Source organism: Sphingomonas sp. JUb134 (assembly GCF_004341505.2).
Lineage (GTDB): Bacteria > Pseudomonadota > Alphaproteobacteria > Sphingomonadales > Sphingomonadaceae > Sphingomonas.
Genome location: NZ_SLYP02000001.1, coordinates 1,797,454 through 1,817,500, shown reverse-complemented (window position 1 = coordinate 1,817,500; position 20,047 = coordinate 1,797,454). Strand labels below are relative to the sequence as shown.

Annotated in this window: 17 protein-coding genes (1 of these 17 cut by a window edge); 3 read left to right on the top strand and 14 right to left on the bottom strand. The window is 68.0% G+C overall.

The features are described from left to right. Nucleotides 1-885, top strand: the 3' portion of a protein-coding gene (gene aroA, locus EDF69_RS08670) for a 3-phosphoshikimate 1-carboxyvinyltransferase (protein WP_132882836.1). Its footprint begins 384 nt before the window's first position; only the last 885 of its 1,269 coding nucleotides appear in the window; its start codon lies beyond the left edge, outside the window; it ends in the stop codon at nucleotides 883-885. On the opposite strand, the gene EDF69_RS08665 is transcribed toward aroA, so the two are convergent. The 6 genes from EDF69_RS08665 to EDF69_RS08640 all read right to left on the bottom strand — a co-directional run bounded on the left by EDF69_RS08665 (nucleotide 882) and on the right by EDF69_RS08640 (nucleotide 7,427). After that, nucleotides 882-1,715, bottom strand: a complete 834-nt coding sequence (locus EDF69_RS08665; RefSeq protein WP_132882835.1) for an HpcH/HpaI aldolase/citrate lyase family protein — start codon at nucleotides 1,713-1,715, stop codon at nucleotides 882-884. The two genes, aroA and EDF69_RS08665, sit on opposite strands and share 4 nt — an antisense overlap. After that, the gene (locus EDF69_RS08660; protein ID WP_132882834.1) at nucleotides 1,712-2,164 is read right to left on the bottom strand and encodes a MaoC family dehydratase; all 453 of its coding nucleotides are present in this window, start codon (nucleotides 2,162-2,164) and stop codon (nucleotides 1,712-1,714) included. Before EDF69_RS08660 ends, EDF69_RS08665 begins: the two co-directional genes overlap by 4 nt. Further along, nucleotides 2,164-4,047: an acetyl/propionyl/methylcrotonyl-CoA carboxylase subunit alpha gene (locus EDF69_RS08655; RefSeq protein WP_132882833.1), complete on the bottom strand. Its 1,884-nt coding sequence runs from the start codon at nucleotides 4,045-4,047 to the stop codon at nucleotides 2,164-2,166. Before EDF69_RS08655 ends, EDF69_RS08660 begins: the two co-directional genes overlap by 1 nt. Further along, entirely contained in the window at nucleotides 4,044-4,517 is a 474-nt protein-coding gene (locus tag EDF69_RS08650) for an endonuclease domain-containing protein (protein ID WP_339538084.1), read from the bottom strand. Before EDF69_RS08650 ends, EDF69_RS08655 begins: the two co-directional genes overlap by 4 nt. Before the next feature lie 5 nt (nucleotides 4,518-4,522). Next, entirely contained in the window at nucleotides 4,523-6,124 is a 1,602-nt protein-coding gene (locus tag EDF69_RS08645) for a carboxyl transferase domain-containing protein (RefSeq protein WP_132882831.1), read from the bottom strand. Nucleotides 6,125-6,260: 136 nt separating this feature from the next. Then, the gene (locus EDF69_RS08640) at nucleotides 6,261-7,427 is read right to left on the bottom strand and encodes an isovaleryl-CoA dehydrogenase (protein WP_132882830.1); all 1,167 of its coding nucleotides are present in this window, start codon (nucleotides 7,425-7,427) and stop codon (nucleotides 6,261-6,263) included. A gap of 160 nt (nucleotides 7,428-7,587) precedes the next feature. On the opposite strand from EDF69_RS08640, the gene trhO reads away from it, so the two are divergent. Then, nucleotides 7,588-8,529 (top strand): oxygen-dependent tRNA uridine(34) hydroxylase TrhO, encoded by a 942-nt coding sequence (trhO, locus tag EDF69_RS08635; protein WP_339538081.1) that lies wholly within the window; start codon nucleotides 7,588-7,590, stop codon nucleotides 8,527-8,529. A 28-nt stretch (nucleotides 8,530-8,557) separates the two neighbouring features. Here the strand turns inward: trhO and EDF69_RS08630 are convergent, their stop codons facing one another. The 6 genes from EDF69_RS08630 to EDF69_RS08605 all read right to left on the bottom strand — a co-directional run bounded on the left by EDF69_RS08630 (nucleotide 8,558) and on the right by EDF69_RS08605 (nucleotide 14,827). Continuing rightward, complete coding sequence (locus EDF69_RS08630) at nucleotides 8,558-9,247, bottom strand: HPP family protein (protein WP_132882829.1); 690 nt, start codon at nucleotides 9,245-9,247, stop codon at nucleotides 8,558-8,560. Nucleotides 9,248-9,348: 101 nt separating this feature from the next. Continuing rightward, a complete protein-coding gene (gene mmsB / locus EDF69_RS08625) occupies nucleotides 9,349-10,233 on the bottom strand; it encodes a 3-hydroxyisobutyrate dehydrogenase (RefSeq protein ID WP_132882828.1) in 885 nt (294 codons plus the stop codon). 23 nt (nucleotides 10,234-10,256) lie between these two features. Next, a complete protein-coding gene (locus tag EDF69_RS08620) occupies nucleotides 10,257-11,033 on the bottom strand; it encodes an enoyl-CoA hydratase (RefSeq protein WP_132882827.1) in 777 nt (258 codons plus the stop codon). A 12-nt stretch (nucleotides 11,034-11,045) separates the two neighbouring features. Beyond that, entirely contained in the window at nucleotides 11,046-12,092 is a 1,047-nt protein-coding gene (locus EDF69_RS08615; protein WP_132882826.1) for an enoyl-CoA hydratase/isomerase family protein, read from the bottom strand. Further along, nucleotides 12,089-13,234 carry an acyl-CoA dehydrogenase family protein gene (locus EDF69_RS08610; protein WP_132882825.1) on the bottom strand — a complete coding sequence of 382 codons (1,146 nt, stop codon included), beginning with the start codon at nucleotides 13,232-13,234 and terminating at the stop codon, nucleotides 12,089-12,091. The genes EDF69_RS08615 and EDF69_RS08610 overlap by 4 nt, the downstream gene beginning before the upstream one ends. Nucleotides 13,235-13,294: 60 nt before the next feature. Beyond that, on the bottom strand, nucleotides 13,295-14,827 hold the full coding sequence (locus EDF69_RS08605; RefSeq protein WP_125960479.1) for a CoA-acylating methylmalonate-semialdehyde dehydrogenase: 1,533 nt from the start codon (nucleotides 14,825-14,827) through the stop codon (nucleotides 13,295-13,297). A 151-nt stretch (nucleotides 14,828-14,978) separates the two neighbouring features. Here EDF69_RS08605 and EDF69_RS08600 point away from each other — a divergent pair, with 151 nt between their 5' ends. Further along, complete coding sequence (locus EDF69_RS08600) at nucleotides 14,979-15,386, top strand: hypothetical protein (RefSeq protein ID WP_125960480.1); 408 nt, start codon at nucleotides 14,979-14,981, stop codon at nucleotides 15,384-15,386. 28 nt (nucleotides 15,387-15,414) lie between these two features. Here the strand turns inward: EDF69_RS08600 and EDF69_RS08595 are convergent, their stop codons facing one another. Further along, the gene (locus EDF69_RS08595) at nucleotides 15,415-16,887 is read right to left on the bottom strand and encodes a glucoamylase family protein (RefSeq protein WP_132882824.1); all 1,473 of its coding nucleotides are present in this window, start codon (nucleotides 16,885-16,887) and stop codon (nucleotides 15,415-15,417) included. Nucleotides 16,888-16,962: 75 nt separating this feature from the next. Then, nucleotides 16,963-20,037, bottom strand: a complete 3,075-nt coding sequence (locus EDF69_RS08590; RefSeq protein ID WP_132882823.1) for a TonB-dependent receptor — start codon at nucleotides 20,035-20,037, stop codon at nucleotides 16,963-16,965. Nucleotides 20,038-20,047: the final 10 nt, after the last annotated feature.

Below are 20,047 nucleotides of genomic sequence, written 5' to 3'. Positions count from 1 at the left end.
GCGCCGCTGGTGGAGGCGCTGCGCCGCATGGGGGTTACGATCGACGCGCCCAGCGGTTGTCCGCCGGTCCATGTAGAAGGAGTCGGCATCCCGGGCGGGCGGGTGATCGTCGACGCAGGGCTTTCCAGCCAATATGTCTCGGCACTGCTGATCGCAGCAGCCTGCGCGAAAGGTCCGGTCGAGGTCGTGCTGGCCGGGGGCGACATCGGCGCCCGCGGCTATATCGACCTGACGCTCGCTGCGATGGAGACTTTCGGGGGCCAAATCATGCCGGTGGGCCAGACAGGCTGGACGGTCGCCGCCACAGGTTATCAGGCGGCAGACGCCATGGTGGAGCCGGATGCCTCGGCAGCCACTTATCTCTGGGCGGCAGAGGTCCTGACCGGGGGCAAGATCGACATCGGCCTGGCTTCGGATCGCTTCAGCCAACCCGACGCCAAGGCGCAGGCGCTGATCGCCGCCTCTCCCCAAATGCCGGGCGTGATCGACGGTTCGCAGATGCAGGATGCGATACCGACGCTCGCCGTGCTGGCCGCGTTCAATGCGCGGCCCGTGCGCTTCACGGGCATCGCCAACCTGCGCGTCAAGGAATGCGATCGCGTCCGCGCGCTTTCGACCGAGCTGAACCGCATTCGCAGCGGCCTCGCCGAGGAACAAGGGGATGACCTGCTGGTCCATGGCGATCCCGGACTGGCCGGCCAGACGCTGCCGACCGCGATCGAGACCTACGCCGATCACCGCATCGCGATGGCCTTCTCCCTGGCGGGTCTGAAGATCGGCGGGATCCGTATCCTCGATCCGGGATGCGTAGCGAAGACCTACCCCGGCTATTGGGACGCGCTGGCGTCTTTGGGGGTACAGCTGGTGCCGGAGGTCGGAGCCTAAGCGCTCGCGCGGGCGAGCAGGCGCTGCGCCTGCTTCAGGTGTGGCGCGTCGAGCATGCGTCCCTTGTAGCGCAGCACCCCTGCCCCCGGCGCAGCGGCGAATGCGGCGATCACCGCCCGCGCTTCCTCAAGCTGATCGGGCGTTGGCGTGAAGGCGGCGTTGATGACGGGTACTTGCGCGGGGTGGAGCGCGAGCATGCCCGTAAAGCCGTCCCGCGCCGCCCGCGCCGCATAGCGCACCAGCCCATCTTGATCGGCCAGCGCCGGGTACACGGTGTCGATCGCGGCCACACCGGCCGCGTGTGCGCCGAACAAGGCGAGCGCGCGTACCATCTCATAGGGAGGGGTGTAGCGCCCGTCCTCCTCCCGGGAGGTGGCAGCGCCGATCGCTGCCGGCAGGTCCTCCGCACCCCAGCTGATCCCGAGCAGATGGTCCGCGACTTCCGAATAGCTGCCGAGCGCGAAGATCGCGGCAGGTGTCTCCGTCGCGATCGGAAGAACCGGGGGACCTTCGCCTCCAAGCCGATCCACGAGCCGGCGGATGCTCGCCGAGCCCTCCGCCTTGGGCAGCACGATGCCGTCGGCACGTCGCGCGGCGGCAAGGTCGGCATCGAGGCGTCCGGTATCCAGCGGATTGATTCGCACCAGCCGCAGGACATTGTCCACCGGCTGTTCCAGGGACACCGCCACCTCTCGCGCCGCCACATCCTTGGCGTCCGGATGCACCGAGTCTTCCAGGTCGAGGATGATCGCGTCGGCCCCGCTCGCTGCCGCCTTGGCGAAGCGTTCGGGCCGGTCGGCAGGAACGAAGAGCAGCGACCGCAGCCTCATGCCGCGCTCCGCCGCAGCAGCGCGGTTCGCAGGCAGTCGCACACCACCACGTCGCGCTGGTTGAACAGCTGGTGGCGGAAGGTGACGATCCCGGCATCGGGCCGCGACCGGCTGTCGCGCAGCTCCACCACTTCGGTTTCGGCGCGCAGCGTGTCGCCCAGGAACACCGGCTGCGGATGGACCAGCTTGTCGTAGCCCAGGTTCGCGATCAGCGTGCCCAGCGTCGTGTCGCCCACAGACAGCCCCACCATCAGCGCGAAGGTGAAAGTGCCGTTGACCAGGATCTGCCCGAACTCCGACGCTCGCGCCGCCTCCGCATCCAGGTGCAGCGGCTGCGGGTTGTGGGTCATGGTCGAGAACAGCAGGTTGTCCGTCTCGGTCACGGTGCGGCGGATGTCGTGGACCAGGCGGTCGCCCACCTGCCACTGGTCGTAGAAGCGTCCCGCCATCAGCCTTCCTCCCGCTCGACTCGTACGAGCAACGATCCCTCGCGAACCTTTGCGCCCGCCGCCGCGGGTAGCTCGGCCACCGTACCGTCAAACGGCGCGACCAGCCCATGCTCCATCTTCATCGCCTCGAGCGTCAGCAGGCGCTGGCCCTTGGCGACCGCTTGGCCCTCGCCGACGTCGACCGCGGTGACTCGGCCCGGCATCGGCGCCAGCAGGCTGCCGTCGGCAGCGCCGCCGCCTGCCGCACGCTCGGCGCGGAAGCGGCGGAAGCGGCGCAGCTCGCCGTCGTGCTGCACCACCGGGCCCTCGTCGGTGTCGAAGCCGCCGAACGCCTGCGCGGCCGGCTCGGCAAGATCGACCGCATAGCGGCCGCCGCGGTCGTCGACCAACGCGACCTCGCGCCGCGGGGCGGCGTTGAGGCGGAAGCCGCTGCTCCGTTCCCACGGCCCCTCGCCTTCCGGCGCGACAAGCTCGTCGGCGGCCCAGCGCGCCATCGCGTCGAGCGGCAGCGCGGGTTCGGTCAGCGCGGTTAGGTGGCGCTCGATGAAGCCGGTGTCGACCGCGCCGGAGCGGAACTCCCGATGGCTGAGGCAACGCGCGGCGAAGCCCAGGTTGGTGCGCACCGGCCAGACCTGCGCCAGCCGGCACGCGGTGGCGAGCGCCTCCGCGGCGGCTTCGCGGGCCTGCCCCCGCGCGATCAGCTTGCCCAGCATCGGGTCATACTGGTCGGAGACACGGTCCCCAGCCTCCACGCCCATGTCGTAGCGCAGGCCCGCTTCGGTGCCAGGCAGTCGCAGCACCTCGAGCGGACCGGTGGACGGCAGGAAGCCGGTCGCCGGATCCTCAGCATAGAGCCGCGCCTCCATCGCCCAGCCGTCGATCGCCAGCTCGTCCTGGCGCAGCGGCAGCGGCTCCCCGCTCGCGACGCGCAGCTGCCATTCGACCAGGTCGACGCCGGTGATCGCCTCGGTCACCGGATGCTCGACCTGCAGCCGCGTGTTCATCTCCATGAACCAGATGCGGTCGGCGCGCAGGCCCTCCGATCCGTCGGCGATGAACTCGATCGTGCCGGCCCCGACATAGTTGACCGCTTTGGCCGCGCGCACCGCGGCGGCGCAGATCGCCTCGCGCGTGTGCGGGTCCATGCCGGGTGCGGGCGCTTCCTCGATCACCTTCTGGTGGCGCCGCTGGAGCGAACAGTCGCGTTCGAACAGGTGGACGACATTGCCATGGGTGTCGCCGAACACCTGCACCTCGATGTGGCGTGGGCGGGCGATGTACTTCTCGATCAGGACACGATCGTCGCCGAATGCCGATGCCGCCTCGCGCCGGCACGACTGGAGCAGCTCGGCGAATTGCGCAGGGTCATCGACGCGCCGCATTCCCTTGCCACCGCCGCCCGCCACCGCCTTGATCAGCACCGGATAGCCGATCGCCTGCGCCTCCGCCGCCAGTCGATCGGCGCTCTGGTCTTCGCCGAGATAGCCCGGTGTCACCGGCACGCCCGCGGCGATCATCCGCTGCTTGGCGGCGTCCTTCAGCCCCATTGCGCGAATGCTCGCCGCGTCCGGCCCGACCCACACCAGCCCGGCAGCGACCACCGCCTCGGCGAAGTTGGCATTTTCGGACAGGAAGCCGTAGCCCGGATGGATCGCCTCCGCCCCGCTCTCGCGCGCAGCGGCGAGGATGCGCTCACCCACCAGATAGCTCTCGCGCGCCGGCGCCGGCCCGATCGCCACCGCCGCATCCGCCAACCGGACATGCCGCGCGTTCGCGTCGGCCTCTGAATAGACGGCGATGGTGCGGATCCCCAGCCGCCGCGCCGTGCCGATGATCCGGCACGCGATCTCGCCCCGATTGGCGATGAGAAGAGACTGAATCATAGAAACTCCTGCTCCTCCCCGGCACGGGGAGGGGGACCAGCCGCAGGCTGGTGGAGGGGGCGGGCCACGCGCGCTGCGATGGCGGCGAGCACCGAACCAATGTCGCGCAGTACGTCGGAGGCACAGAGGCGCAGCACATCGATACCGTTGTCGCTGAGGAAGCGGTCGCGCTCCGCATCTCGCGCCGGTCTGTCTCCGTAGTCGTGCGCGGTGCCATCAACTTCTACCGCTAAAGACGCAGACGCGCAGAAGAAGTCGACGATATATGGGCCTACAGGATGCTGTCGGCGGAAGCGCACTCCGAGCTGGCTGCCTCTGAGTTGCTGCCACAGCAGTACCTCCGGGAGCGTCATCTGCCGGCGCAAGGATCGCGCCTGCGCTACTTCCGGACGGAGCGTGCGCGGTGCTCCCCCTCCACCAGCCTGCGGCTGGTCCCCCTCCCCGTTCCGGGGAGGAATCGTTCCGACCACGCCCCTCACATCCGGAACACGCCGAAGCGCGGCGTCTCCGGGATCGGCACTTCCAGCGTTGCCGCCAGCGCGAGCCCCAGCACGTCGCGGGTCTGCACCGGATCGATGATGCCGTCGTCCCACAGCCGCGCGGTGGCATGCCAGGGGTTGCCTTCGTCCTCGTACTTCTGACGAACCGGAGCCTTGAACGCCTCCGCCTCCTCCGGCGACCAGCTGGCCGCGTCGCGGTGGACCGTAGCGAGCACGCTCGCTGCTTGTTCCCCGCCCATCACGCTGATGCGGCTGTTGGGCCAGCTGAACAGGAACCGCGGACTATAGGCGCGCCCGCACATGCCGTAGTTGCCGGCGCCGAAGCTGCCGCCGATCAGCACGGTGATCTTGGGCACCGAGGCGGTCGCGACCGCGGTCACCAGCTTGGCCCCGTGCTTGGCGATTCCTTCCGCCTCGTACTTGCCACCGACCATGAAGCCCGAGATGTTCTGGAGGAACAGCAACGGCACGCGGCGCTGGCAGGCGAGCTCGATGAAGTGCGCGCCCTTCACCGCGCTTTCGCTGAACAGTACGCCGTTGTTGGCGAGGATCGCGACCGGCTGGCCCCAGATATGGGCGAAGCCGCACACCAGGCTGCTTCCATAGAGCGGCTTGAACGCGTGGAACTCGCTGCCGTCGACCAGCCGGGCGATCACCTCGTGCACGTCATAGGGCGCGCGCACGTCCTGCGGCACGATGCCGTAGAGCTCCTGCGGGTCGTGCCTGGGCGGGCGCGGCGGCTGCCGATTGACGCTCGCTTGCGCCGGCGGCGGCAGCGTCGAGACAATGTCGCGCACGATCGTCAGCGCATGCTCGTCGTTCTCGGCGACGTGGTCGACCACGCCGGAGGTGCGGCCGTGGGTCTCCGCCCCGCCGAGTTCCTCGGCGCCGATCTCCTCTCCCGTCGCCGCCTTCACCAGCGGCGGGCCGGCGAGGAAGATCGTGCCCTGGTTGCGCACGATCACGCTCTCGTCCGACATGGCGGGGACATAGGCGCCGCCGGCAGTGCAGCTGCCCATCACGCAGGCGATCTGCGGGATGCCGAGCGCCGACATGTTGGCCTGATTGAAGAAGATGCGGCCGAAGTGGTCGCGGTCCGGGAAGACCTCCGCCTGGTGCGGCAGGTTGGCGCCGCCGCTGTCGACCAGATAGATGCACGGCAGCCGGTTGGCCTCGGCGATCTCCTGCGCGCGCAGATGCTTCTTGACGGTGAGCGGGTAATAGGTCCCGCCCTTCACCGTCGCGTCGTTGCAGACGATCATCACCTGCCGGCCGGAGACGCGGCCGATGCCGGCGATCACACCGGCGCCCGGCACCTCGCCGCCGTAGAGATCGTGCGCGGCGAGCTGGCCGATCTCCAGGAACGGCGAGCCCGGGTCGAGCAGCCGCTCGACGCGCTCGCGCGGCAGCAGCTTGCCGCGCGCGGTGTGGCGCTCGCGGGCGCGCTCGCCGCCGCCTTGCGCGGCCGCAGCGACGTCGGCGCGCAGCCGCTCGGCGAGCGCGCGATTGTGTGCGGCGTTGGCTTTGAACGTCTCGCTATCCGGCGCGACGTTGGTGGAGAGGACGGGGGCGCTCATGACAGCTCCTCCCCGTTCGCGGGGAGGGGAACCAGCCGCAGGCTGGTGGAGGGGGCGTGCGGCAAGCGGGGCGGGTGCGGCATGCCCCCTCCACCACCGGCTGCGCCGGCGGTCCCCCTCCCCGTGCCGGGGAGGATCACTGCGCCACCGTCGGGTTGTTGCCGACCAGCTCGCGGCCGATCAGCATCCGCCGGATCTCGTTCGTCCCCGCGCCGATATCCAGCAGCTTGGCGTCGCGCAGGAAGCGCTCGACTGGCCAGTCCTTCGTGTAACCGGCCCCGCCCAGCGCCTGGATTGCCTCCAGCGCCACCTTCACCGCATTCTCGCTCGCCAGCAGGATCGCACCTGCCGCGTCGAAGCGCGTCGTCCGCCCGGCGTCGCAGCTGCGCGCGACGGCATAGACGTAGGCCCGCGCCGAATTGAGTGCGACGTACATGTCGGCGACCTTGGCCTGCATCAGCTGGAACTCGCCGATCGGCCGGCCGAACTGGCGCCGCTCGCGCACGAACGGCAGCACCACGTCGAGACACGCCTGCATGATGCCGAGCTGGATGCCCGCCAGCACCGCGCGCTCGTAATCGAGCCCCGACATCAGCACGCCGACGCCGCCGTTCAGCGGCCCCATCACATTCTCAGCCGGCACGAAGCAGTCGTTGAACACCAGTTCCGCAGTGGGGCTGCCGCGCATGCCCATCTTGTCGATCTTCTGCCCGATCGAAAAGCCGGCCATGTCCTTTTCGATCAGGAAGGCGGTGATGCCGCGGCTTCCCTCGCCGGTCTTGGCATAGACCACCAGCGTGTCGGCATAGGCCGCGTTGGTGATCCAGAACTTCGTGCCGTTGAGGCGAAATCCGCCGTCGACCGCCTCGGCCCTCAGCTTCATCGAGACCACGTCGGAGCCGGCACCCGCCTCGGACATCGCCAGGCTGCCGACATGCTCGCCCGACACCAGCTTGGGCAGGTACTTCGCCTTCTGCTCGGCATTGCCCCAGCGGCGGATCTGGTTGACGCACAGGTTGGAGTGCGCGCCATAGCTCAGCCCGACGGAGGCGGAGGCGCGGCTGACTTCCTCGACCGCGACGACATGCTCGAGGTAGCCGAGGCCCAGCCCGCCGAACTCTTCCTCCACGGTGATGCCGTGCAGGCCGAGCGCACCCATCTCAGGCCACAGGTCGCGCGGGAACCAGTCTTCCGCATCCACCCGCGCGGCAAGGGGCGCGATCCGATCCGCAGAGAAGCGGCGTGTGGTCTCACGGATCGCGTCGGCCATGTCGCCGAGCGCGAAGTCGAAGTCCGGGGTCAAATGGCCTCTCCATTCGTTCTGTTTTGCCCGAGTGTAGCACGGGTTTTCGCGAACGAAAGTTGCGCGTGCGTGAAACAGCCGAAAAGCGTCGTGGCGCTGCTGGCGGGCGACGACGCGATCCTCTAGAGCAGCGGCAATCCCCATCTTCCCGAGAACCACCGTGTCCGATCCGTTGCCGATCCGCGTCGTCGCGCTGTACCGCTTTACCTCCTTCGCCGACCCGGCCGCGTTGCGGGGGCCCCTCGCCCACACGTGCTGCAGCCTCGGCGCGAAAGGCACGCTGCTGCTCGCGCCGGAGGGGATCAACGGCACCATCGCAGGCACGGATGCGGCCATCGACGGGGCGCTCGCCGCCATCCGCGCGCTGCCGGGCTGCGCCGAACTGGAGCACAAGGAGTCGCGCGCGGCGACCATGCCCTTCCACCGCATGAAGGTGCGGCTGAAGCAGGAAATCGTCACGATGGGTGAGCCGGAGGTCGATCCCGTCGGCCAGGTTGGCGCCTATGTCGCCCCGGAGGAATGGAACGACCTGATCGCCGATCCGGAGGTGGTGCTGATCGACACGCGCAACGCCTATGAGGTGGCGGTCGGCACCTTCGAAGGGGCCGTCGATCCGCAGACGGAGAGCTTTCGCGACTTCCCGCGCTGGTTTCGCGAGCACCGCGACGAACTGCTGGCGGGCAAGAGCAAGGTGGCGATGTTCTGCACCGGTGGCATCCGCTGTGAAAAGGCGACGGCGCTCCTCCGGGCGGAGGGCGTGGACGAGGTCTACCACCTCAAGGGCGGCATCCTGAAGTATCTGGAGACGGTGCCGGAGAAGGACAGCCGCTGGAACGGCGAGTGCTTCGTCTTCGACCAGCGGGTCGCAGTGGGTCATGGCCTGGCGCCAGGCAGCCACGCATTGTGCCATGCCTGCCGCATGCCGGTGAGCGTCGCCGATCGGGCGTCACCGCTCTTCGAGGAAGGCGTCAGCTGCCCCGCCTGCTACCACCAGCGCAGCGACGAGGATCGCGCCCGCTATGCCGAGCGGCACCGGCAGGAGAAGCTCGCCGGGGCGCGCGGCCAGGAGCATGTCGGCGCGACGATCGCCGTTCGCGACTGATCAGCGAACACGGGAGCACGGAGCGCGCTTAGGATCGCTTGCGCGCGCGCCTCTCGTTCGCATGATGCTCCACCCGCTGGAACAGCAGGTCGAGGTCTTCCTTGCTGACGTCGAACGTCTCGCCGAGGTCCTCCAGCGCGCGGTCCAGATCCTCCGGGTGCGGCACGCTCTCGACGGGCAAGGGCGCACGTGGCGCGACCGGCACCGGCCGGTGCGGGTACGAGTGCCCTGAGAAGCGGTGGAACAGGACGCCCGCCACCATCAGCAGCACGGCATTGATGCCCACCGGCACGAACGCGAAACCATAGCCGGCCGACAGCACCACGGGGCCGCCGACCACTGCGGTTAGTGCCGCGGCCCCCCCTGGCGGATGGAGGCAGCGCAGCAGCGACATCGCCAGGATCGCGCCGCCGACCGCGATCCCCGCCGCCAGGTGCGGCACCGGCACCAACTTCGCCGCCGTCACCCCGACGAGCGCGGAGACGATGTTGCCGCCGACGACGGACCAGGGCTGGGCGAGCGGGCTTGCCGGCACCGCGAACACCAGCACCGCCGCCGCGCCCATGGGCGCAACGAGCAGCGGCAGTGACGTCGCGTCGCCGAGCGCCCAGAAGCTGATCGCACTGGTGAGCGCGATCCCGAGCACCCCGCCCAGGCAGGCGAGCAGGCGATCCGGCAGGTTTGCACCGGCAAGAATGGGGGCAAAGAAAAGGCGCATCGGTCCACCGTGTTGGAAGACCGGCTCCTGTCGCCCGGTGCCCAGGAAGCCAAGTCAAAAAACAAGCCGCGCGGCCAAGCACTGCTTGGCGGCGCTTGCCCTCAACCCTGCCGGTCGAGCATCCGGATGATGCCGGAAAAGTCGGTGCCGGCACCCCCTTGCGCCACGAAGCTGCCATAGAGCTCCGCCGCCCGCGCGCCCATCGGCGTGTCGACATTGGCGCCGCTCGCCGCGTCGAGCGCCAGCCGCAGGTCCTTGAGCATCAGGGCTGCGGCGAATCCGCCCTGGTAGTCGTGATCTGCCGGCGTCTCCGGCCCCACGCCCGGCACGGGGCAATAGGTCGTCATCGACCAGCTCTGCCCGGAACTTGCCGAGCTGATGTCGTAGAAGGTCTGCGGGTCGAGCCCCAGCCGCTCGGCCAGGACGAACGCCTCGCAGGTGGCGATCATGGTCGCGCCCAGCAGCATGTTGTTGCAGGCCTTGGCCGCCTGCCCGGCTCCCGCCCCGCCTGCATGGATCACCGCCTTGCCCATCGCCTGCAACAGCGGCTGGGCGGCCGCGAATGCCTCCTCGCTTCCGCCGACCATGAACGTCAGCGTTCCGGCGGCCGCGCCGGCGATCCCGCCGGAGACCGGTGCATCGACGGCGAGCAGCCCCTTGGCCGTCGCCGCCTCGGCCAGCTGGCGCGCGGTCGCGACGTCGATGGTGGAGCTGTCGATCAGAACCGCCCCTGGTGCGGCCACGCCGAACACCGCTTCCTCATAGACTTGTGCGACATGCTGCCCCGCGGGGAGCATCGTCACCACCGCTTCGGCGCCCTCGGCAGCCGCCCGCGCGCTCTCCGTCGGCAGGCATCCAGCCTTGCGGGCACGCTCCAGCGCCTCTTGCGAAAGGTCGAAGGCGCGGACGTCGTGCCCTGCCTTCGCCAGGTTCGCGGCCATGCCGCCGCCCATGTTGCCAAGGCCGATGAAGCCGATCCGTGCCATATGCTACCCTCTCTCCGCCTGCCTCAGCGGCCCGTCCAATTGCCCGGCCGCTTCTCGACGAAGGCGGCCATGCCTTCCTTCTGGTCTGCGGTGGCGAAGAGCCCGTGGAACAGCCGACGCTCGAAATGGATGCCTTGGGCAAGCCCGGTCTCGAAGGCGGCGTTCACCATCTCCTTGTTCGCCTTGACCGCCAGCGGCGCCATGCCTGCGATGGTGGCGGCGGTCTTCACCGCTTCCTCGACAAGATCGGCGGCGGGCACCACCCGGCTGACGAGGCCGGCGCGCTCCGCCTCCTCGGCGTCCATCATCCGGCCGGTCAGGCACATCTCCATCGCCTTCGCCTTGCCGACGGCTCGCACGAGCCGCTGTGACCCGCCCATGCCCGGCGATACGCCCAGCTTGATCTCGGGCTGGCCGAACTTCGCGGTGTCGGCGGCAAGGATGAAGTCGCACATCATCGCCAGCTCGCAGCCGCCGCCCAGCGCATAGCCCGCGACCGCCGCGATCACCGGCTTGCGGGTGGCGGTGATGCGCTCATACCCGGCGAAATGGTTGGTGCCGTACATGTCGGCAAAGCCCATCTCCGCCATTTCCTTGATGTCGGCGCCGGCGGCGAACGCCTTCTCGCTGCCGGTGATGACCGCGCATCCCTGCGAGGCATCTGCGTCGAAGGCGGCAAGCGCGGCGATCAGGTCGGCGAGCACCTGCGCATTGAGCGCGTTGAGCGCCTTGGGCCGGTTGAGCGTGATCAGCGTCACCGCCTCGCGCTGCTCGACCAGGATGGTCTCATATTCAGCCAATGCAGGTCTCCTTCAGCCCTCGGGGCTCCATTCGCTCTCCGCGTCCAGGGGTGCGAAGATTCGGTCGATCATGTGGTCGGTCACGCCTTCGGGCGTCGCCGGGTCCCAGCGGGGCGCATTGTCCTTGTCGACCAGCACCGCGCGCACCCCTTCGGCAAAGTCGGGGCGCTGCACGATGTGGGCAGCCACCGCATATTCCTGGCGCATCTCGTCTTCGAAGGTCGGCATGGTCGCGCCTTCCAGCAGCAGCTTGAGCGCGACCTTCATCGATAGCGGCGATCGGCTGCGCAGCACCGACAGTTGCTCGGTTGCCCAGTCGCCGCCATCCGCATCCAACGCCGCCAGGATTTCCTCCAGTCGATCCGACGCGAACAGGCGATCGATCGCCTCCCGATGCTCCAGGATAGCCGCGGATGGGGGCTCATCCGAGAGTGCGTCGAGAATGCCAGCGGCTTCCTGCGGCGCCTCGCTCAGCCGCGCCTTGGCGGTCTCCAGGCGTTCGGAAGGGATATAATGGGTGGCGAGGCCCAGCGCGTGGCATTCGGCACCGCCGATGCGGGCGCCGGTCAGCGCAAGATATTGCCCTATCCGGCCCGGCAGGCGCGACAGATACCAGCCGCCGCCCACGTCGGGAAATAGGCCGATTGCGGTCTCGGGCATGGCGAACAGCGTGTTCTCGGTCGCGATCCGAAAGCGCGCCGGCTGCGAGATACCGACGCCGCCACCCATCACCACCCCGTCCATGAAGGCGACGACCGGCTTGGCGTAGGTGAAGAGCCGATGGTTGAGGCGGTATTCGGTCGCGAAGAACGCCCGCGCCTCGACGCCGTCCCCCTTGCCGCTTTCGGCAGCACGCCGCACGTCGCCCCCTGCGCAAAAGCCGCGGCCCTCCGCGTGGTCGATCAGCACGATCTCCACGGCCGCGTCCCCGCGCCAGGCTTCGATCGCCTCCAGCATGGTGGCGCACATCGCCTCGTTCAGCGCGTGGAGCGCTCGCGGTCGGTTGAGCCGGATACGTCCGGCCTTGCCCTCTACTGCCGTCAGGACCTCGCCGCTCATTCGCGCACCAGTTCCCGGCCCACGATCATACGCATCACCTGGTTCGTCCCCTCTAGGATCGAATGGACGCGCAGGTCGCGCCAGAAACGTTCGATCGGATAGTCCATCAGATAGCCGTAGCCGCCATGGAGCTGGAGCGCACGATCGACCACGGACGATCCCGTGTCCGTGGCGAAGCGTTTGGCCATCGCGGCAAAGCGCGTCTTGTCCGGCGCCTCCGCCGTGACCTTGGCCGCCGCGGTATAGAGAAGCGCGCGGGCCGCCTGCAGCTCGGTATCCATGTCGGCGAGGGTGAACTGGGTGTTCTGGAAGTCGGCAAGGGCACGACCGAACTGCTTGCGATCGCGGGTGTAGCGGATGGCCTCGTCCAGGCAGCGCTGCGCGCCGCCCAGCGAACAGGCGCCGATGTTCAGCCGCCCCCCGTCGAGCCCCATCATCGCGAAGCGGAACCCCTCGCCCTCCTGTCCCACAAGGTTCTCGGCCGGCACGCGCACGCCGTCCAGGTTCACCTGCGCGGTCGGCTGGGAGTGCCACCCGAGCTTGCGCTCCTGCGCGCCAAAGGAGACGCCTGGCATCTCCTTTTCCACCACGATGCAGGAGATGCCGCGCGGCCCCTCCTCCCCCGTCCGCGCCATGACGAGGTAGACGTCGTTCTCGCCCGCGCCGGAGATGAACTGCTTGGTGCCGGTCAGCACATAGTCGTCGCCGTCACGCACGGCCCGCGTTCGCAGCGCCGCCGCGTCGGAGCCGGACGACGGCTCGGTCAGGCAATAGCTCGCCATCCGCTCCATCGTGACGAGGTCCGGAAGGTACTTGGCCTTGAGCGCGTCCGAGCCGAAACGGTCGAGCATCCACGACGCCATGTTGTGGATGGAGATGAACGCGCTGGTGGAGGGACAGCCATAAGCCATCGCCTCCATGATCAGCGCCGCCTCCAGCCGGCCGAGGCCGATGCCTCCTTGCTCCTCCGACACATAGATGGCGGCGAAACCGAGTTCGGCGGCCGCCTTGATCGTGTCGCGCGGGAAGATGTGCTTCTCGTCCCACTCGCCTGCATGCGGCGTGATGCGATCGGCGGTGAACCGCCGCGCCAGATCCTGGATCTCGCGCTGGTCCTCGGTGAGGTCGAACTGGTTTGTCATGTTCAGGGTACAACTCGTCTGTGTCGTTCCGGCCGATCGGCCCTGTGGCTGGTGGGCAGATCACCCCATCGTGGGGATGACGAAGGCGTCCTGCACGCGGCTGGGTCCGCCGTCCTCGCTTCCGGTCGGGAGCGCCGATCCGTCGGGCCAACGCTGGGTGACTGTCTTCACCTTCGTCCAGAAGCGGACGCCCTCCATGCCGTGCTGGTTGGAGTCGCCGAAGCCCGAGCGCTTCCACCCGCCAAAGCTGTGGTAGGCGACCGGCACGGGGATCGGCACGTTGATCCCCACCATGCCGACGTTCACCCGCGCGGCGAATTCGCGCGCGGCGTGGCCGTTCCGGGTGAAGATCGCGACGCCATTGCCGTATTGATGCTGGGACGGGAGCTTCAGCGCCGTCTCGAAATCGGGCGCGCGGACGATCTGGAGCACCGGGCCGAAGATCTCCTCGCGATAGCTCGCCATGTCCGGCGTCACGCGGTCGAACAGCGAGGGGCCGATGAAGAAGCCCTGCTCGTGCCCTTGCAGCGCGAAGCCGCGGCCGTCGACGACGAGTTCGGCACCCTCTTCGACGCCACGCTGGATCCAGCCCTCGATCCGCGCGCGGTGCTCGGCCGTGACCACTGGCCCGTAATGCGCCTCCGGGTCAGTCGAGACCCCGACGCGAAGCGCCTCGATCGCCGGGATCAGCTTCTCCCGCAGCGCTTCCGCGGTACGCTCGCCAACCGGCACCACCACCGGCAGCGCCATGCAGCGCTCGCCCGCCGAGCCGAACGCCGCGCCCGCCAGGTCGGCGACCACCTGGTCGAGGTCGGCATCGGGCAGCACCACGCCGTGGTTCTTGGCCCCGCCCATCGCCTGCACCCGCTTCCCCGCCTCGGCCCCGCGGCGGTACACGTAGTGCGCGATGTCGGAGCTGCCGACGAAGCTGACGCCGGCAATGGCGGGGTGGTCGAGGATCGCATCCACCATCTCCTTGTCCCCGTGCACGACCTGCAAAATGCCTTCCGGCGCGCCGGCCTCCAGCATCAGTTCGGCCAGACGCACCGGTACGCTCGGATCGCGCTCGCTGGGTTTGAGGATGAAGGCGTTGCCGCAGGCGATCGCGATGCCGAACATCCACATCGGGATCATCGCGGGGAAGTTGAACGGGGTGATGCCCGCACCGATGCCGATCGGCTGGCGCATGGAGAAGACGTCGATCCCCGGCCCTGCCCCCAGACTATACTCGCCCTTCAAGGCGTGGGGGATGCCGCAGGCGAACTCCACCACCTCGAGGCCCCGTTGGATGTCGCCGCGCGAATCCGCCAGCACCTTGCCATGTTCGGAGGACAGCAGCCGTGCGAGGCTGTCCATCTCCGCCTCGACCAGTTCCTTGAAGCGGAACATGACGCGAGCCCGACGCTGCGGGTTGGTTGCGGCCCAGCCGGGCTGCGCCGCCTCGGCTGCGGCTACCGCCCGGTCGAGGTCGGCCCGCGACCCCAGCCGCACCTCCGCCTGCACCTGGCCGCTGTTGGGATCGAACACGCGGCCCGTCCGGCCGCCGGCTGGCGCGTCGTCGGCTCGCGCGACGACATGGTCGATGAAACGCATCGGCTCTCTCTCCTCGCAGGCGCGGCGTCTGCTGGCCGTCTGCCTGTAATTTTGTTTCAACTAACCCGGATGAAGCCGCGGGACAATCTTGCTCATCGATCGTTCAGCACCGCTGTGGCATTTGCGTAGCAATCAACGAAAGGTATCCGCGATGCGTCTCCGTTTCGCTCTTCTCGCCGCCGCACTGCTTGCGGGCGGTACTGCCTCCGCCGCGCCCCAGGACAACAGCCGCTACGAGGCGAAGCTCGCCAAGGCGCTCGAAGGGCGCACAGCGGGAGAACCCGTCAAGTGCATCAACCTGCGGGACATCCGATCGACCGAGATCATCGACCGGACTGCGATCCTGTATCGGATGTACAACGGCACCGTGTACGTCAATCGTCCCTCCGGCGCCTCGACCCTCGACAACGACGACATCCTCGTCACCAAGACGTTCACGTCGCAGCTGTGCAGCATCGACATCGTCCAGCTGGTGAGCCGGACCAGCCGCTTCTCGTCCGGCTCGATCGGCCTGAGCGAGTTCGTCCCCTACAGCAAGGTGGGCGCGACCAAGAACTAGGCCGCTCCGCCGGCGCCTCCAGCAAAAGCTAGGCGCCGGCCCCTCCGGCTGCGGAGAGCCAGCCGCCGGTGAAGCCCGCCCGCTCAAGCCCGCGGCGGATGTGCGGGTTCTTCTGCATGGTCTTCCAGATGAGGCCGGAACGCCAATTCTCGATCATGCAGACGATCGGCCCCTGGTCGATGCCGAGATAGTCGACATCGACCCAGCCGACGCCGGGCACGACCTTGCCGTGCTTCAGCCCCACGTTCGGCGCGGTCATCGTCGGGTTGAACGCATCGAGGAAGCCGTATTTCCCATAGATGGCCGCGCCATAGCGGGCGTGCATCGCCTCCACCGCCGGCACGACGATCTCGGGCGCGAAGGCGATCGATCCCAGGGCGGCCGTTGGCGCCAGCGTACCATCGTCCCGGTCGCCCGGACCGCGGGCGGAATAGCTGAAGAACTCCCGCTCCCGTCCGTCGAGGCGCACCTTGAAGTCACCCGGGCCATCGCACGCGGTCAGCCCCCACACGTCCGCGCTATAGCCGGTCCAGCCGGCGGGGTTGTCGGCAGCGTAGGCGCGCTGCGCATAGGTCGCCCGGCGGCTGTTCTCGAAATAGTCGAGGTCCTTGCCTGTCATGTAGGTGTCGCGGATGCCGCGGAAGTCGATCCAGACGTGGCTGTATTGGTGCCCGAACATGGGGGCGAAGTGCAGATAGGGGTCGCCGCCGAAGCGCCCCGTCCAGCTGGGTTCGAACTGTTGCGACCATGCATCCCAGGTCTCCGCCGGCAACGCATGGGTGGGGGAGCCTAGCGCCAGCACGTAGAGGAGCATGCCCTCGTTGTAGATTTCCCAGTCGTGGCGGATGAAACCGCTCTCCGGGTGCCAGCCCATCGACAGGAACGGTGCCCGCGGGGTGATCCAGTTCCACTCGACCGCGGCATAGATTTGGTCTGCGAGCGCGCGGATGCGCACTTCGTCGGGATGATCGCCGTCGAACCAGCTTTGAGCGAAGAGAATGCCGCCCAGGAGCAGCGCCGTGTCGACGGTCGAAAGCTCTGCTCGGGCGAAGCGATGCCCCCTGGTCACGCCCAGGAAGTGGTAGAAGAAGCCCTTGTAGCCGCTGAACCCGGTTTCGCCCGGTCCTTGCGGCGCGTCGGCAAAGAATTCGAGCGTCGCCAGCGTACGCGTGCGCGCCGCGGCTCGCGTCACCCAACCATGCACGACGCCGATCGGATAGGCGGTCAGCGCAAACCCCACTGCCGCGATCGACGCAAACGAGGGGGTCGGCCAGCGATCCGGCGCAAGACCGGTCTTGGGATCGGTAGTTTCCCAGAAATATCGAAAGGTGCGCTGCTGGATTTCGGCAACCAGCCTCGGCAGTTCGACGCCGTCCTCGGGCACGGGCGTCGGAAGCGGCCCCAGCGCCGCGCTCAGCAGGCGCTCCGTCTGCGCACAGCCCGCCAGCAGGCCTGTCGCGCCACTCGCCCCGGCCAGAAGAAGCTGTCGCCGGTCGAGCATGAGACACCTTTCACAAACGCGGAGCAACAAAACTGGCGGGCGGCGCGACAGCACCACCCGCCAGAGCAGGGAGAGTTAGAAGGAGAAGCCCGCGGAGAGCTTCACCGTGCGCGGCGGGTTCCCGCCGATGCTGTAGGTGGAACGCTCGCGATAGACGCTCGGCGAACCAGGGGTCCGCGTCGTGTCGTCCGGGCTGTTGTTGAAGTCGACATAGTTGCGGTCGTTCATCAGGTTGATGATGTCGAGCCGGAAGCGAAGACGCGCCTGATCATACAGGAAGTTGAGCGGCACGTACTTGGTGATCGCCAGGTCGAGCTGGCGACGGCCCCAACGATCGCCCGAACCCAGCGCCTCTGCACCGACGATCACGCGTTCATACGGATCCGCCCGATCGACCAGCGCCCGCAGGTAGGTCGGCGATTCGATCTGAAACTTCGCGGAGATCGACATGTCGATCGGCAGATCGACGCTGCCCGCCACCACGAAGCGATGCCGCGGCACGGCACCGGAGCGAACGAACGGGTAATCGGCCGCACTCGGGAAATCGAGCAGGAAGTATGCGGCCTGGTCCCCGTTCGGGCGGTTATCCTCCGCCTCGGTGTAGGTGTAGGTCGCATCCAGGCTCCACGGCGACTCAGCCGAATAGACCTTGGTCAGCTTGACGTATGCCGAGTCCGCCTTCGTCTCGAGCCCGTTGTCGCCGATGATGATCGACCCGTAACCGGCCGGCGAGAAGTTGCCAGGACCCTGTGGCGCGCCCGTGGTCGGGGACGGTGCGAAGAACGAGCCGTCCGGGCGACGATTGCCCTGCAGGTAGACGAAGCCGTCCTTGCTGACGATGCGGGTATAGCCGACTTCCAGCTCGACCGGCTGGAACCGGCCGCGCAGGCCGAGGCTGAACTGATCCGAGTACGGAACCTTCAGGTCGTTGTTGATGAAGCGGAACTCGCGCCCGCCCGCCGTGCCGCGCGCCGCCAGCTGCTGACGGCCTTCTTCCGTCAGATATGCTGGATCCCAGGCGATGCAGACCGGATTGGTCGGCAGGCACGGGTTCTGCGTGTCGGCACCCTGGAACAGGAAGGTGCGACGCTGGAAGCGGCCGGTGGCCAGCTCCTGCTGCAGGAAGTCGAACTGGTTGCGGTCGTAGGACCGGCCGTAGCCGCCGAACACCGAGAAGCGGCCCGCCTCGTCGAAGCGATAGGTGAAGCCCACGCGCGGCTGCCAGGCGCCCTTGAACGCCTTACGATTGTTCCCGTTCGAGATATAATCGTTGATGTCGTAGTCGGCGTTGATGAGGTTCGGGTAGTTCTCCGGCGAGATCGCCGTCAGATCCTCGTCCGGGGTGACATAGTTGAGGAACGCCGGCGTCCGCTCGTAGTCCCAGCGCAGGCCCAGGTTCAGCGTCAGCCGGTCGGTGACGTCCCAGTCGTCCTGAAGGTACAGGCCGAGCTGCCAGTTCTTCGAACGGATGCGCGGGTCGCCGAGCGAACCGACCGCACCGAACTGAAGCTGGTACGGGATGTCGTCGTTGAAGCCGTCCGCGACCGGAAGGTTGAGGTCGTAGCTGTAGAGCGGGTTGAGGAGGTTCTGCTCAAGCGTATTGAGCTTGACCCACTTGCTCTTCACGCCGGCCTTGATCGTGTGGCCGTCGAAGCCGGTCCAGGTGAAGTCGTTCTGGACGGTCCAGCCGGTCTGGCCCTTGTCCTGGAAGTTCAGGCCCGCACCGATGCGGAACAGGTTGTAGGTGTTGATCGAACTACCGTTCACCTCGGAACGGCGGAACTGCTGGCTGATGCCGTCCGTCGCGGGCCGCGGCGCCCAGCTCACATCCTCGTAGCCAACGCGGAAGTCGTTGATCCAGTTGTCGGCAGTATGCTGCCAACGGGCGGTGCCGCGGATTTCCTCGACCTTGCTCAGCGTCGCAGTCGAATAGGCCGCGATGCCGTTGCTGATCTGCAGGCCGGATTCGTTGCGGTACTTGCCCGTGAATTCAAGCAGATCGCTGTCGGTCGGCGTGATGTCGATCTTGCCGAAATACAGATCCTGCTTGAAGGTGGAGCTGTAGGTACCGAACTGGTCGCGATACTGCTCCGGCAGGCTGTCGACCGAGATGCCGTTTGCAGGCAGAACGTCGACCGGCACTTCACGCCGCTTGCCTTCGTAGCTCACGAAGAAGTGCGCGAGGTCCTTCACGATCGGACCGCCCAGCGCGACGCCGAACTGCTTGTCGGTCGTCTTCACCTTGTCGATCTTGGTCGGATAGATTTCGGTCGGGCGACGGTCGCGCAGGCTCTCGTCGGTGTAGTCGAAGAAGCCTTCGCCGTGGAACTCGTTGGTACCCGACTTGGTCGTGGCGGTGATCGCTACCGATCCGACCTGGTCGAACTCCGCCTTGTAGTTGGAGGAGATCACCTGATACTCGCCGATCGCGAGCTGCGGGAACGGATTGCCCGGCGACGAGTCCTGGCCCGTCAGACCGCCACGCAGGACATAGTCCTTCTGGCTGACGCCGTCGATGAACACGTTGACGGAGTTGCTGCCCTGTGCGCCGCCCTGGATGCGCGAGGAGCCGTCCGAGCTCTCGATGAAGCGGACGCCGGGCGCCAGATCGGCGAAGGCGAGGAAGTTGCGGCTGTTCTGCGGCAGCTGCTCGATCAGCCGGGTGGTGATGTTGATGCCCACCTGCCCGCCGGTCAGCGAGCGCAGGCGGCTGCCCGTCACGATCACGTCACCGCTGGTATCCGCCGTATCGACGGCCCCTCCGCCGTCCTGCGGCTGCTCGGCTGCCGGAGCCCCGGCGCCCTGGTCGGCGCTCAGGTCGAGGTCCAGGCCTGCGTTCTGACCGACGTTGAGGGTGAAGTTGTCGGAGTTGCGGGTGCCGTTCTGCAGCTTGATCTCGAGCCGGTAGGTGCCCGCCCGCAGCGACGCGAAGTTGTAGCTGCCGTCCGCGCCCGCGACCACGGTCCGCCGGAAGCCGGTCGAGACCTCGACGACGGTGACCTCCACCACGGGATTGTCCGCGGGGGCGGTGATGGTGCCGCGCAGCGATGCCTGCCCGACCTGTGCCGCTGCCGGCGTAATCACTGCCGTGCTGGCCGCCAGCATCGTCGCGCCCGCGAGCGCTAGCCGCAAAGCCTTGGTCCTACTCATGATTTTGCCC